We start from the raw sequence: 15294 nt of genomic DNA, 5'->3' as shown, positions 1-15294 counted from the left end.
ATCTAGATGGTCGCACAACCAGCAACACTACCGAGATCAACAAAGGCATCAAATTTGGTAATGGTACAACCAACAACAAATTTGCCCTAGGCGACACCATTAATGTCAAAGGCGACAGCAACCTAACCAGTACCACGACTGCTGATGGCGTACAAGTCAGCCTAAACAAAAACCTAGATCTAGGTACTGCTGGTAGTGTTAAGACTGGTGCAACCACCGTTAATAATGATGGCATCATCATCACCAAAGCCCCAGGCGCTCCTGCTGGTATTACTGATGTCAGCTTGACTAACACAGGTCTTGATAATGGTGGCAACACCATTGTGAACGTTGCAGCCGGTGTCAACGGTACAGACGCTGTTAACGTCAATCAATTAGACGCCGTCAACACCACAGCAAATAAAGGTTGGAACGTCAAAGTCAATGACACCGCCTCTGACAACGTTGCCCCAGGCGAGACTGTACAATTCGTTGATGGCAAAAACATCAAAATCACCCGTGACAATGATCAAGTCATCAAAGTGGCAACCAGTGACGAGGTTGAGTTCACTAAAGTCACCCTAGGAGATGGCACGAACAACACCATCTTAACCAGCACCGCAAATGGATTAGATGTCGGCGGTGACAAGATCACCAATGTTGCCCCTGGTACTATTAGTGACACCTCAACGGACGCCATTAATGGCAGCCAGTTGTTTGATACCGCCGAATCTGTTGCCAACAACTTAGGTGGCGGCACCACTGTCAACACAGATGGCACACTAAGCGCCCCAAGCTATGAGCTTGACGATGGTAACAACACCGGCACCGATGTAACCGTCAACAACGTTGGCGCCGCGTTAGGTAATCTAGATGGTCGCACAACCAGCAACACTACCGAGATCAACAAAGGCATCAAATTTGGTAATGGTACAACCAACAACCAATTTGCCCTAGGCGACACCATTAATGTTAAAGGCGACAGCAACCTAACCAGTACCACGACTGCTGATGGCGTACAACTAGGACTGGGCGACAGCATCAGTGTCGGTCAAACCAACCCTGTCACCATTGATGGCAACAACGGCACCGTCTCAGGCTTAACCAACACCAGCTTTGATCCAGATGCCAACTACACCGGCGGACAAGCAGCGACCCAAGAACAGCTAGCAGCAGTAAATAACGCTACTAACGACACTATTAACCAAGGCTTTAACATTGCAGGTGCTAATGGAAGTCCTGATAATGTCCAACTTGGTGAAACAGTGACTTATGACAGTACAGACGGTAGTATCGTTACCACTGTCTCTGACAACAATGTAGACTTCACTCTAGGCAACGACTTAAACGTCGGCGGCTCGGGCGAAGACGGTCTTATCACAGTGAATGGTAAAGATGGTAAAAATGGCGTCACCATTAACGGTAAAGATGGCACTATCGGTATCAATGGTAAAGATGGCGCTAACGGCATCATTACCGTAGCTAATGGCGTAGCCGGTGTAGACGGTAAAGATGGCATAACTCGCGTTGTCATTGACGACATCGAAGTGGCGACCATGCAAGACGGTCTGAAGTTTGCTGGTAACACTGGTGACACCATCGCCAAGCAGCTTAACGAAACCTTAAACATCGAAGGTGAATTGGCAGAGAGTGCAACCGCATCGGGCGCCAACCTACGTGTCGATAGTAAAGATGGCAAGCTTAACCTAGTCATGGCTAAGAACCTAACCGATCTTAACAGTGCCACCTTTGGCGAAGCTGGTAACCGCTTTACCATCAACCAAGGCGGTGTCCAGTTCGTAGACGCCGCAGGCAATAAGCGTGACAACACCCCAAGCATGACTGCAGGTGGTATTGATGCTGGCAACAACCAGATCACCAACGTTGCTAGTGGTATGACCAACGTTGACGGTGATGTGGTCACTGATATCAATGTTGCCAACCCGAACAATGGTGCCAACATTGGTGATATTCAGAACACCACTACCGGACTGATCGACACCGGCTTTAACATCAGTGCTGACAACTCAGCGCTAGCAGATAGTAAAACCGTTGATAACGTAAAGCTGGGTGAGACCGTTGACTTTACTAATAGCGATGGCAACTTAGTCGCGACAGTCACTGATAACGGTATCAACTATGACCTCGCTGAAAACATTAACGTGACCAGCGTCACTACAGGCAATACTACGTTAAATAACGCCGGCATCACTATTGTAAACGGTGCTAATAATACGATTACCTTGGATGGTAATGGTCTTAATAACGGTGGTAATAGAATTGTTAATGTCGCTGCCGGAGAAGTCAGTACTACTAGTCAAGACGCCATTAATGGTGGTCAGCTATTTGGTACTGCCAACTCTATCGCTAATAACTTTGGCGGCGGTTCAACAGTGAATGCTGATGGTATCGTTAGTGCGCCAAACTATGTGTTAGACAACGGTAATGGCGGTACGACTGCCTACGATAATGTAGGCGATGCACTCGGCGGCCTAGATAATCGCGTCTCAACTAACGCCGATAACATCACTGACATCACCAATGGTACTGCCGGTATCGTCCGTCAGGATCCTGATACTGGTGATATTACCGTTGGTGGTCAGACTGGCGGCACTAATGTTGACTTCTCTGGTACTGAGGGTGACCGCGTATTAACCGGGGCCGCTGATGGTCAGGTTGCGGCAGATAGTAATGATGTCATCAATGGCGGTCAGCTATTTGAACAAGGTAGTGGGGTCGCTGGAATTGTCGGTGGTAATACGACTTACAACCCAGAAGACGGTACTTTCACTAACAATAACATCGGCGGTACAGGTCAGAACAATATCAATGACGCTATTCAAGCCGTTGGCGATGCGGCTTCCGCTGGTAAGAACACAGTCAGTGAAGGTAATAACATTGTCGTTACCGAAACGGTTGACGCTGATACAGGGTCTACTAACTACGAAGTCGCTACTGATCCTGACTTAGTAGTTGATAGCGTCACTGCTACTGATGATGAGGGTAACGAGACGACTCTAACGGCTACCGGTACGACTATCATCAATGCTGACGGTAAGACGAACAACAGCACTGCATTAGGGAACACTATTACGGATGGTGATAACGTGACCACAGTTACAGGCTCAGGAACTAACGTTACTGATGGCGATAACACTGCTAACTATGGTGCCAACGGTCTTGAAGTCACGGGTACGACAGGTAGCACGGTCCTTAATCAAGCAGGCGTAAGCTTCACTGATAACAAAGGCGCTGCAACGGGCCCAAGCATTACTGCAAACGGTATTGATGCAGGTGGCAAGACGATCACAGGCGTTGCTGATGGTGTCGAAGTCAATGATGCTGTCAATCTAGGTCAGCTAAACGCTCTAGATAGCAAGCTGAGCAATAGCGTCAATGATCTAGGATATAAGATTGGCGAAGTCGAAGATGACGCTAATGCCGGTATTTCAGCGGCGATGGCGATGTCTTCACTACCGCAAGCTTATATCCCTGGTAAGTCTATGGTCGGTGGCGGTGTCGCAACTTACAACGGCGAGAGCGCGGTTGCAATTGGGGTCTCAAGAGTCTCTGATAATGGTCGTTGGGTCATGAAGATCAACGGTACCGCAGATACTCAAGGCAATGCTGGCGGCGCAATTGGCGCAGGCTTTCATTTCTAATATAGCTACTACGCTTAATGAAAGCGCTTGTTTTGGATAGACAAGCGCTTTCACACCAACTATAAGATCTATTGAGGAATGAATAATGAAAAAATCTTTATATCGTAACAGTATTGTCCTTGCCGTAATGCTCATGTCAGCAGTTGGCTGCACCCGTAATGTCAGTAGCAACTTGACTGACAATGGTCACGTCAATGCTAGTGATTTAGTGTTTCCAGCAACCGATGAGGCTTGGCAACAAGAAGGCAAATTCGTCAACGAAGATAATCTTGCTAAGATAAGAGCTGGTGTTAATAAAGATGAGCTGTATCAGCTTATCGGCCCGCCGCACTTTAGCGAAGGTTACAAAGCGCGCGAATGGGATTATATCTTTAAGTTTTATGATGAAAATGATCAAGTTAAGATCTGCCAATATAAGGTCATCTTTGATAAAGAGTATAGAGGGCAGGAGTTTTATTGGTTGCCTGCCGATTGCGCTCCTAACACAGCGGCTAGCATGCCATATGCACCCGTAGCCGTGACGCCGCCTATGACAGAGCGTATCAATCTAGGTGCTGATGCTTTATTTGCATTTGATAAGTCTAGTGCTCAAGACATCATACCAGATGGCAGATATGAGCTTGACGCTTTAGCGCAAAAGCTCAGAGAGTATCAGCAGATGGGCAGCAGTCGTGTGCTCATTACCGGTCATACGGATCGAAAAGGTGACGAGGCCTATAATTTGAGACTATCAACGCAGCGCGCGCAGACGGTCGCCAACTACTTAGTCAGTCAAGGGGTCAATCCCAACACAATCTCAGCAGCAGGGGCGGGGGAGATGCAGCCAGTACAACAGTGCTCAACGTCGCTACCGCGTGAGCAAGAGATTGCTTGCTTGCAGCCGAATCGCCGTGTCACTATTGATGTGATGTTTATGCAATAAGCTTCTCTACCTTTCAAACGCTGTATAAATTCATGTTATCTACAAAGAAGGGGCCAATCTATGATTAGCCCCTTTTTTTGCGTAATTTTGGACGGTAAACGTCCATTAGCGTAGAAAAAAATTTAATTATTAGGTGTCAAATTCAGCCAACATTGACGTGATGCGTTTATCCTTTTGACGCCACAGCTGCTCAACCCAAGCAAACATTTGCTCTTTGGTAGCCCCGTCGTTCTCGTAACCGCCGTTTTGGAGACTAGCAAATAGCTCGTCAGGGATTTCGATATGTCTGACATCGACACCTAAGCGCTTGATATTGCCTTGCCACAGCTCGCCATAAGTTGGTATGCCATCAGGATAGACGATGGTCATATCTAAGATACCATCGATCTCATTCCCCAAAGCATTGATCGCTAGCGCTAGACCACCGGCCCGCGGTTTAAGCAGATGGGTGTAGGGCGATTGCTGTGCATCACGCTTTTTTGGGGTGAAGCGCGTACCTTCTAGATAGTTGAGTAAGGTAAAAGGCTTATCTTTTAATAGCGCGCAAGCACGTTTGGCCTCGATGATATCTTTGCCCGCTAGTGCAGGGTTTTTGGTCACTGCTTGCTTAGAGTGGCGGCGCATCATGGGGAAGTCTAAAAAGTAAAAGGTCTGACCGACGATAGGGATATATATCAGCTCAAACTTAGTAAAAAACCGCGTCAAAGGCAGACGATCGCGGCTGATATATTGTACGATGCTAGTATCGACCCACGATTGATGGTTGCTGACCAGTAAGTATTTACCATGGACATCGACATCATCAGGCAGACTAACGCGCCAGTCTTTTTTAGGTAAGATAGTATCGATCAAAGTGTTATTACTATTGATCCAATAGTTAGCAATTTTTATCACGGTTTTATCAGCGATATCAGCGCCAGTAATGATTTTGGTGGCGCCCATTAGCCAGATAGGGATACTTCCAGCGAAACTATTACCAACAATGACCCCTGTCGCTGTCGCTAATGATACCGCTTTGCCAAGCTTTGGCGTACGCTCATGCATTTTTTGAAAAAGTGAGTTTAATCGCATAGCAAACCTTTCCTTTAGATTTTCTATTATTAATGGCTGTAACATTACGACACAATTTTAGCAGAAATATGGTGCAGGGTAGTCAGACTAGCGTGACTGGTGGTAACAAAGGGCTGCGGTGCGCTAAAATTGATAAGAACAACTTGATGCCTAATAACAAAGGATGATGACTACTCATTTTTAGCGATAGCTTTAAGTGGATAAAAGTGTTTAGAATAAAGTAACGGACTTAGCTCATACTCTTTAAGAGCCAACACAGTAAAGGATGACACTATGACGAACGATCTAAATAACCAAATAGCTGCGAATGTAAAAGATAACGTCAGCGCCGCAGAGTGGCAGATGCGCGTTGATTTGGCCGCTTGCTATCGGCTGATTGCTCTATACGGTTGGGATGATTTGGTCTTTACTCATATCTCAGCGCGCGTGCCCGATAGCGATGATGCGTTTTTGATCAACCCTTATGGTTTGTTATTTGAAGAGATTACCGCCTCAAACCTAGTTAAAGTCAATCAAGCCGGCGAAAAGATCGACGCATCTGCTTATGATATCAATCCGGCAGGCTTTACCATTCATAGCGCCGTCCATGAGGCGCGTAGCGATGCTCATTGCGTGATACATCTGCATACGAGCGATGGGGTGGCGGTGTCTACTCAGCAGCAAGGCCTGCTACCTATCTCGCAGCAATCGCTATTCCCCTTATCAAACTTGGCTTATCACGACTATGAAGGGGTAGCGCTAAACCCGGATGAAAAAGTACGTCTGGTCGCCGATCTAGCGGATGCAAACTTTATGATCCTACGTAATCATGGCCTGCTGACTTGCGCCCATACCGTGGCCGATGCTTTTCTTTTTATGTATATCATGCAAAGAGCTTGCGAGGTACAAATCAAAGCGCAAAGCGGCGGTCGTGAGCTGACTATGATAGCGCCGCAGATCCTAGCCGGTATTCAGGCTGCCTCAGCAGAGGTAACCAAAGGCGCTGGCGGAGATATCGCTTGGCCGGCACTACTGCGTAAGCTACGTCGCACCGATCCGTCTTTTGCGGAGTAGCTGATGATTACTCTGCAGCAGTGGCGACAACAAGGGCAGCTTGAGTCAATCAATGGACAGCAAATCTTTACTCGCACAGGCGGTGATAGCAGTGCCCCAGCGCTAGTGTTAATCCATGGTTATCCGAGCGCCAGCTGGGACTGGGAGGGAATGTGGCAGGCGCTGACCCAGCGCTATTATGTGATTACGCTCGATATGTTAGGTTTTGGGTTTTCTGCCAAGCCTAAAAACGCGCGTTACTTGATAACAGAGCAGGCGGATATTTTTGAGCAGTATTTACTTAATCTCAAAATCACCGAGTATCACATTTTAGCTCACGATTATGGCGATACGGTAGCGCAAGAGCTGCTAGCTAGGCTGCGTGACGGTAGTGCAAAACAGCGTATCGCTAGTGTGTGCCTGCTCAATGGTGGTCTGTTCCCGGAAGCGCATAAGCCAGTGTTAATCCAAAAATTGCTACTCTCGCCTTTAGGACCCTTAGTCTCAAAGCTTATCACTAAGCCCAAATTTGCGGATAATCTACGGCGCATCTTTGGCCCAAATACGCCGCCAACCCCTGAGGTTATCGACAGCCTATGGCAACTGCTCAATCATAATAAAGGTCTTGCGGTGATGTATAAACTCATTGACTATATGCCGCAACGTCAGCAGCACCGCAAGCGTTGGGTCGAGGCTATTATTGAGAGTAGCGTACCGGTCAAGCTCATTAATGGCCTTAAAGATCCCATCTCAGGCCAGCATATGGTCGAGCGTTATCGGCAGTTAATTCCTAATGCCAATGTCACTGAGTTATTAGCATTAGGTCATTATCCGCAGCTTGAAGAGGCTGAGGCGGTGACGACAGCTTATTTACAGTTTAGAGAAAGTATAAATTAATGAGGATTTACTATTAAAAAGACATAACGACTAAAAAGGACTCACTATGAAACGCGCCGCCCAATTACAGCCTCTATCTCGCCAACATCACTTGGGTCTCAATATATCTCGCCATGCAAAAGAGTGCCCTGACAAACCTGAAGACATCAGTAAACATTGGCACAATCTCACTGCTTATCTTAATGATTTGCAAAGTCATTTTGAGATTGAAGATCATCTCATCGCCACTGCGCTACTGCCTTATAGTATCAGTCAGCCCGAAGTGGCCTCAGCGCTCACGACGCTCGACGAACAGCATAAGTCTCTACATGCTTTGATGGTTCAAACCCAAAACCCTGCAAACTCTCAAAGCCAGAATATCAGCGTCACCCAAGTCCAAAAACTCGCTACTTTGCTATACGACCATATTCGTTTTGAAGAGCGCGAACTGTTTCCTATTGCTGAGCGCTATCTGACAACAGCGGAATTAGATGCTATTTATACCGCCAGTCCTGATAGCGTCACACGCCCAGATGAGAGCCGTTAAATCATAAAAGCTGTTTAGATAAAGAGTCAAAACTATCGTTGAACTGGCAGATAACCGGCGTCAGCGAAGTACTGTTGGCCAGCACTGGATTGCAGATAATGGGAGAAGTCAGTAGCGATAGGGCGCTTATTGAGCACTATGCCGTCTTGTAATATCGGCGGATAAGATGTCGGCGCTAAGGTATAGAACTGTTCAGGCTTAGCTTTGCTCGCGATCAGCTGAGCTTGCGCCACAAACCCATAATCGACACTGCCAGTATGCGCATATTGAAAGGCCTGGCCGATATTCTCAGCTTGTATTAGGCGTTTTTGTTCGAGCATAGCGTCGTAAATATTTTGGCTTTGCAGATAAGCTCTGGCAGAGTCGCCGTAAGGCGCTAGCTGCGGGTTGGCAATGGTGACCTTAGCAGATTTCGCTGTCAATAATTTATTGAGGGTAGCCGGATTAAGCTCGCTTAGAGAATGAACAACGCTATAGAGCGCTAGCTGACCTTGAGTGTAAGTGAATGGCTGAGTGCTATTTTGGCCAGTCGCCTTATCAATCGCTAGTGCTTCTGCGGCTAGTTTGGTAGGAAACTCTTGGTTAGCAGATAAAAATAGATCGTATGGCGCGCCTGAAGTGATTTGCGCATAGAGCTTACCTGAGGAGGCATAAGTGACCTCGATTTCTTGAGCTGGCAGATTATTATCGACTTTATAGCCTGCAATGACTTTAGGCAAGACGTCCGATAAGTTGGCAGCAGCAGCGATTCGTAACGATTGAGTCGACTCAGGGTTATCTATAGTGCTGTCTTTACCACAAGCCGTGAGCGTAACTGCTAAGCAGAGTACCGTTATTACTATTGTTTTCATTGTCACTCTATCTTCTGATTATCCAATCGCAAGTGTACCTAACAGCCTTGATTTTTGAAAACCCTATTTATTTTGTAATAGATTAACCGTAGCATCTAATTGATTATGGTAATAATAATAATTATCATTTATAATGCCTTCTTGTTGAGGTTATTCTTATAACTGGCCTATAAAATATCACGAAATGAGCACTGTTAACTTAGCGAATTGATGGCTGCTGTTGCTCTGATTTCTCGCAAAACTCTCATCTTAACGTCACTGATACTTATAAGCCTTACATAACTTATAAAGCATAAGATGAATCACTCAAATACTATTTGATAAATCGTTATGACTGAAAAAACCAATAAAAAAACTTTTCCAAACCTTTATACAGGGACATTTATCGCTGTAATTGCGCTTCATGCTATTACAGGATGGGCACTTGCCAATGTAAAAACACCAGAAGTAGCTATCCCTGAGCTTGTAGAAGCACCGCCATTGGAAATTGAAATCATTAAACCTATTATCGAAAAACCTGAGGTTGTAGAGGTTCAGCCGCAAGCTGAACCAGTCATTGAACCAATCCCCGAGCCAAAAGCTGAACCAAAGTCTGAGCCAGTATCTACTGTAGCGCTGCGACCTGAGCCGGTACCGCAGGTTGAACCTGAAACCAAACCAGAACCTAAACCAAAAAGTAAAAAACCACTAAATACACAGCAACCTAAGCAAGAAGTGCAAGACAAAAGAGTAGTAGAACAAGAACGGCAGGCAATACTAAACGCGCAAAAACAAGCAGAACTCAAAGCCCAAGAAAGCGCAAGACTACAAGCGCAAGAACAAGAACGACTAGAAGCGCAAGAGCAAGCACGATTAAACGCGCAGGAAGAAGCGAGAATCAAAGCAGAAGAAGATAGGCGCAAGGCCGCCGAACAAGCGAGAATCAAAGCAGAGGAAGCAGCCAAGCGCAAAGCTGCAGAACAAGCAGCAAATAGTGAGCCTGTGAGTTTTACAGCGACTAGTGCCGATTGGGCGTCTACTCCACGCTTTAGTTTCCCTAACGATGCACGAGCTAAGCGTAGGACGCGTCCTGGTCAAAAGCTAGAAGTGGTATTGAGACTACGAGTAAATAAACAAGGCGCTATCGAAAGTGTTAACGTTGCCAAGTCGTCGGGTAATCCGTCAGTGGATCAAGCAGCGCAGCAGCAAGTGAGTCAAGGTAGGTTTAACCCTTTTAAGAAAAACGGCGCCGCTGTAGTCGGTAATGTCACTCTACCTATCGTCTATGAAGTACCGAGATAACGACACAATAGATTACAGCAAAAGACTTTACTTACCGTTTAAATATTAAGTATCAAAAACAAAGTATCAAAAACAATAAGGAGTCTACAATGGACTTTGCAAGCTACTGGCAATACAGCGATATGGTGACAAGAACTTTGTTTTTCTTGCTGTTAGCATTATCGGTACTCTCTTGGGTGACAGGTATTATCCGTATTATCCAAAGCCGAAAATTAGCAGCGACGGTTGCCGACGACTTAGCGCAGCAGATTCAGGCTAGCCGTGCTGAATTGGCAGCATCTGATAGTGCAAATCAGCGCTTAGTCACTGAGCAAACCCTGCTCAAACATATTGGCCGCTACCGTTTTGCCAGTGAGCGCGGATTACCAATCTTGGGCACCACGGCTGCCATCGCGCCGTTTATCGGGCTGTTTGGTACAGTGTGGGGTATCTTTCATGCCTTGCATAATATTGGTACAACCGGGCAGGCAGGTCTAGCACAAGTGGCAGGGCCAGTAGGGGAAGCCTTGATTATGACCGGTTTAGGTATCGCCGTTGCTATTCCAGCCGTGGTGTTTTATAACCTAGCTATCCGTATCAATCGCCGGGTGATGTACCATGCCAATGACAAAGCTCATGATCTACTAGCGCAGTCTACCCGCGATGCGCTACCAAAGACAGAGTCTACTCAAAGAGCTGTGACCAGTGAACGGGTTGACGCAACGACTTCTAATCACCAAGCACAGCCTCAATATCAACATTCAGTCAGCTCGCAATCAAAGGCGTCATCCTAGACTTGTATAAGTATTGACATAGGTACTGGCATAGACACTGAGAATAACAGATCTAAGAAGACAACTGAGAATAAGAGACAACTATGGCTTTTCAATTAGGTGATGATGACACGCAAAGTATGAATGAGATGAACCTCATTCCACTTATCGATGTCATGCTGGTATTGATGATTATCTTCTTATTAACAGCGACGGTACTTAATCCGACCGTACCGCTTAATCTGCCGCAGACCAGTGCTGAGATCAATGAGCCGCCAGTCGATCCCATTCAAATCAGTATTGATAAAGACGCAGGCCTATTTTGGGATGACAAGGCAATTAGTATGGATGAGCTTGAGACGCGTCTGCAGCAACAAGGGGTAAGCGGCAAAGATCCCTCTATTCAGCTGCGCGCCGATAAAGACAGCCGCTATGACAATGTCGCGCAAGTGCTTGCGGCAGCGAGCGGGGCAGGACTGACTAAGATTGCTTTTGTTAATGAGTAGTCAGTCTAAATAATACTGAAAAATAATAATAATAATAAGTACGATTAGCACTTTTCTCCAGACCCTACTAGTGACATAGCTAGTAGGGTTTTTTGTTGCCGAATAACTTTAGGCTCTAAAATTTATATATAATAATGATTATCATTTACAAATGAGAGTCTTTATTATATATTCTATCTGCTTTGTTACTCTATGTAGAGACAATAACGACTTATTAGTATCTCTATAGCCGCTATTTCCCTTTTCAAAACCAAATGAAGAGCCTTTTATGCCTAAACATCCTCACAAGAAACCTTTAGTCAAAGCGATACAGCTTAGTTTTTTAATGGGTATAAGTTATCAAGCTTATGCTGCGACTGACCTTATTGATATAAGTGATAACATTAGTGAACCTGAAACATCGACTCAAACCAATATGCCCAGTACCACACTAGAGGCGATCACCGTGCACGCAGATAGTTACCGTACGACCGGTACTAAGACTATGCTTGACCCTGATGATGCGCCAGTAACTTATACTCGTATCGATCAGGAGTTATTGCAAGAGCGGCAAGCTGACTCTGTTAATGCCGCGCTGCGTTATGAGCCTGGAGTAACTAGTGAAAGCCGAGGCACGGTGACGATATTTGATGAGTATAATATTAGAGGCTTTCAAACATATTCTAACTTTTATGATGGATTAAGGCTGCCGTATGACGGGACGTGGAACTTGATGCCGCAAGTTGATATTTATGCTACCGAGGCGGTAGAAGTCGTTAAAGGCTCAGCGTCCTCTTTGTATGGTTATGCTTCTGCCGGCGGTATTGTCAATCAAATCGCCAAAACTCCCCAGAGCACGGCTGCAAATGAAGTCAAATTGCGCGTCGGTAATCAAGACTTAAGGGAGCTGGCGCTAGATAGCACTGGACCACTAGCGAATAACCTAAACTATCGTATTGTAGCATTGGGGCGTAAAAAAGACGGTCAAATGCAGACCACTGAAGAGGAGCGTTTATTAATAAATCCTTCTATCGAGTGGCAAGCGAGCGATGATATCTCAGTATTAGCAAGTGTTTATTATCAAGACGATCCAAAAATGGTGCCATCGACGCCATTGCCAGCATTAGGTACTAACTATCGTGCAAGCTATGGCAAGCTAGATAGCGATGCTTATGCAGGAGACAACTGGGTAGCGTTTAGTAAAGAAGTGCTCATGCCAAGCCTAACCGTCAACTGGGATGTCAGCGATAATTTACAGTTTAAGCATGTTCAGCGTTTTACCGACTCTGAAGCCAAGCAGCGTAATATTTATAATAGAGGATTGGCTGCTGACACAGATAATATATTGATCCGTGATGCTTATACTACCAATGAGGAAATGAGCAACTGGTCGACTGACAATCAGCTCGCTTATCAGACTAGCCTTGGTGAGACTGAGCATAATCTGCTATTTGGTATCGACTATCAAACGACTGATAGCGAGGCACTCTACTATGATGCTGGAGTAGAGGGCACACCAACACTTGATTTGGGCCAACCTAATTTTGATCTGATTGATCCAAATACGCTACCTTTAGAGAACTACCGCCAATCTGATGATATCGATCTGCGCCAGCTTGGTTTTTATATACAAGACGAGATGCAGTGGCAAGATTTGACGGTGGTGGCAGGTCTGCGTCATGATGATTTCAAGAGTGAGAATAGACAAATAAAAGCCAGTCTAGGTGAAGTGTACAGTGATGAGACGATAATAAATGATGCCAATGAGACTAGTGGACGTATTGCGGCTATCTATAACTTTGCTAACGGTTTCTCACCTTATGCCAGCTACTCGCAGTCGTTTCAGCCGGTAACGGGCAGCAACTTTATTACCGGTGAAGCATTTGAGCCTACCAAAGCCGACCAAGTAGAGGTGGGACTAAAATACCTCTCATCTGATAATGCGACGCAGGCGGCGCTCGCCATATTCGATATCACGCAAGAAAACGTGGTCGTCAGTGACTTTGTCAATTATCTGAATCAAACTCAGACGGGAGAAATTGGCTCGCAAGGCTTCGAGATATCAGCCAATCACCTGGTTAATGACTGGATGGATATCGCAGCAAGCTACAGCTATACCGATGCTGAGATCAAAAAGGATGTAATTAACCCTGAGACTGTAGGTAATATGCCGGCGCAAATTGCTAAGCATAAAGCGACGCTATGGGCAGATTTTTATCCTAGTGAGAAGCTAACGCTCAATGCAGGCGTGCGTTATCAAGACGGTATGCAAATAGACCGGCTCAATACAGATGAGCTGCCAAGTGTGACTTTAGTGGATATAGGCGGTAGATATCAGCTCAATCCAACGTGGTCTCTAGGCGCGAATGTCAGTAATTTATTTGATAAAACCTACGTCGGTAATTGCTTTGATGTAAACAATTGCTGGATGGGGCCTGAACGTGAAATAAGTGTGAGTGCGACGGCTAAATTTTAAACTCTAAGTTTCAATATTTTGTTGCTGCTACTAATAATAAACCCTGCTGTATAAATAGCAGGGTTTTGTTGCTTTACGAATCATAAAAATAAAATCGTTAAAAAAATGTCTCTTAATCATGACGCCAATAAACTTTTACTACCATATCACTACGCTCTAAATTCAGTCTGTCTTTGAGCAGTTTGCGCAAGGCTTTGGCGGTTCCTGCTTCTAAAGCGCCCCAAACCTTATCAATACTTAGAGGCTGCTTGACTAAATAAGCGCCGAGATTATTATCGATAAGCGTTGCCAAATCAGCACCAGCATTAACTTGATTAGTAACTAAAGGCACAAGGGTAAAATCGCTTTTAACTTCATCAAAATAAGCTTGGTCACCTGCGTCTTGAGTGATACAAAGTACCAGCGGCGGCAATGGATTTTCCCAAAGCTCAAGCAGGCGCGCCACTGTCGGTATTGAAGTTTCATCGGCAATAAGTAACGCTTGTCCGTCTTGCAAATGCTCAATCTTTTCGGGGACTTCGCGCTTTATCAATACGGTATCGCCCGCTTGTAGCGACTCCGCCCAAAGTCCACCTGAGGTGTCGCCATGCAAAAACACATCGACCCACGCGTGTCTATCTGTATCGGTCTGCCATGCTTTTCTAAGCGTGTAATAGCAGTGTGGCCGCGGAGTCTTTATATTATCTCTCTTCTGACTATCTTGAATATTGTGCTCTAAATCAAACAAGTAAGCATAGCCTGGCTCATTAATGGGCATAGGGCTTGAATTGGATTGGTTAACGGCAGCAGTGTCAGTATCGTTATCAGTGTTTTGAGAAGTGCTGGAGTCAGGAAGGCTAAGCTCAAGGCGAAGCATGTTTTTGCTGACCATAGTGTTGCTGCGTACGCTAAACGCCTGCTTGGTCAGCTTAATGGTTTTTTTGCCGAGCTTTTTATCGACTCTTTGTTTGAGCAAAATATACTGAGTTTGTAAGTCCTCAAGCTGGGTAATAGAGGTGGTGAACGGAATAAAGAGCAGCTGATTCTGCGAAGATTGCTCCTGTGATTTAGTAGAGCGATTTTCTAAAGGTTTAGGTTGAGCTTGTAGAGCGAAGCCTTCGGCATAAATAGCGCTTAGCTGTAAGTCCAACTTATCAAGCTCAGCTTTGGAGTGGTCAGTAACAACACTAGCAAAAGCAATGAGCTCATCGAGATGCTCTTCGTTAAGATGAGTGATGATATCAGTCAGTTCAGGCACTTGTATCGGGGTGTACGGCTCTTGATAAGAACGGTTGTCTTTAGAGGCTGCAGAGGAATTAACCATAAAATACTCGCGTATAAAAATTACCAGTACGTTAATGATAATTGTTTTTGTTCGCAT

General features: G+C 45.5%; 12 protein-coding genes. 9 read left to right on the top strand and 3 right to left on the bottom strand.

Annotated elements, in window-relative coordinates; translation table 11 throughout:
• The coding region (locus ACTXGJ_RS12200; protein ID WP_443566106.1) for a beta strand repeat-containing protein at positions 1-3641 on the top strand (3641 nt) is incomplete at its 5' end.
• Positions 3642-3726: 85 nt separating this feature from the next.
• On the top strand, positions 3727-4563 hold the full coding sequence (locus ACTXGJ_RS12195) for an OmpA family protein (RefSeq protein ID WP_443566105.1): 837 nt from the start codon (positions 3727-3729) through the stop codon (positions 4561-4563).
• A gap of 129 nt (positions 4564-4692) precedes the next feature.
• Here the strand turns inward: ACTXGJ_RS12195 and ACTXGJ_RS12190 are convergent, their stop codons facing one another.
• Positions 4693-5634 (bottom strand): acyltransferase, encoded by a 942-nt coding sequence (locus tag ACTXGJ_RS12190; RefSeq protein ID WP_439244437.1) that lies wholly within the window; start codon positions 5632-5634, stop codon positions 4693-4695.
• A 273-nt stretch (positions 5635-5907) separates the two neighbouring features.
• Here ACTXGJ_RS12190 and ACTXGJ_RS12185 point away from each other — a divergent pair, with 273 nt between their 5' ends.
• The 3 genes from ACTXGJ_RS12185 to ACTXGJ_RS12175 are packed head-to-tail and all read left to right on the top strand — an operon-like array spanning position 5908 to position 8089.
• Complete coding sequence (locus tag ACTXGJ_RS12185) at positions 5908-6687, top strand: class II aldolase/adducin family protein (protein WP_443566104.1); 780 nt, start codon at positions 5908-5910, stop codon at positions 6685-6687.
• 3 nt (positions 6688-6690) lie between these two features.
• Positions 6691-7563, top strand: coding sequence for an alpha/beta fold hydrolase (locus tag ACTXGJ_RS12180; RefSeq protein ID WP_443566103.1), 873 nt, complete (start codon positions 6691-6693; stop codon positions 7561-7563).
• Between the two features lie 46 nt (positions 7564-7609).
• The gene (locus ACTXGJ_RS12175; protein ID WP_443566102.1) at positions 7610-8089 is read left to right on the top strand and encodes a hemerythrin domain-containing protein; all 480 of its coding nucleotides are present in this window, start codon (positions 7610-7612) and stop codon (positions 8087-8089) included.
• A 32-nt stretch (positions 8090-8121) separates the two neighbouring features.
• On the opposite strand, the gene modA is transcribed toward ACTXGJ_RS12175, so the two are convergent.
• Positions 8122-8940: a molybdate ABC transporter substrate-binding protein gene (gene modA / locus ACTXGJ_RS12170; protein WP_443566101.1), complete on the bottom strand. Its 819-nt coding sequence runs from the start codon at positions 8938-8940 to the stop codon at positions 8122-8124.
• A 330-nt stretch (positions 8941-9270) separates the two neighbouring features.
• On the opposite strand from modA, the gene ACTXGJ_RS12165 reads away from it, so the two are divergent.
• The 4 genes from ACTXGJ_RS12165 to ACTXGJ_RS12150 all read left to right on the top strand — a co-directional run bounded on the left by ACTXGJ_RS12165 (position 9271) and on the right by ACTXGJ_RS12150 (position 13934).
• Positions 9271-10221: an energy transducer TonB gene (locus ACTXGJ_RS12165; protein WP_443566100.1), complete on the top strand. Its 951-nt coding sequence runs from the start codon at positions 9271-9273 to the stop codon at positions 10219-10221.
• Between the two features lie 89 nt (positions 10222-10310).
• Positions 10311-10994 (top strand): MotA/TolQ/ExbB proton channel family protein, encoded by a 684-nt coding sequence (locus ACTXGJ_RS12160; RefSeq protein WP_439244429.1) that lies wholly within the window; start codon positions 10311-10313, stop codon positions 10992-10994.
• A gap of 83 nt (positions 10995-11077) precedes the next feature.
• Positions 11078-11479, top strand: coding sequence for an ExbD/TolR family protein (locus ACTXGJ_RS12155; RefSeq protein ID WP_443566099.1), 402 nt, complete (start codon positions 11078-11080; stop codon positions 11477-11479).
• A 268-nt stretch (positions 11480-11747) separates the two neighbouring features.
• Complete coding sequence (locus tag ACTXGJ_RS12150) at positions 11748-13934, top strand: TonB-dependent siderophore receptor (protein WP_443566098.1); 2187 nt, start codon at positions 11748-11750, stop codon at positions 13932-13934.
• Positions 13935-14046: 112 nt separating this feature from the next.
• Here ACTXGJ_RS12150 and ACTXGJ_RS12145 read toward each other — a convergent pair whose 3' ends face one another.
• Positions 14047-15237, bottom strand: a complete 1191-nt coding sequence (locus ACTXGJ_RS12145) for an SIP domain-containing protein (RefSeq protein WP_443566097.1) — start codon at positions 15235-15237, stop codon at positions 14047-14049.
• Positions 15238-15294 lie beyond the last annotated feature (57 nt).

This window comes from Psychrobacter sp. 1Y11 (assembly GCF_052259045.1).
Lineage (GTDB): Bacteria > Pseudomonadota > Gammaproteobacteria > Pseudomonadales > Moraxellaceae > Psychrobacter.
This window is presented reverse-complemented; position numbering and strand designations above follow the sequence as displayed.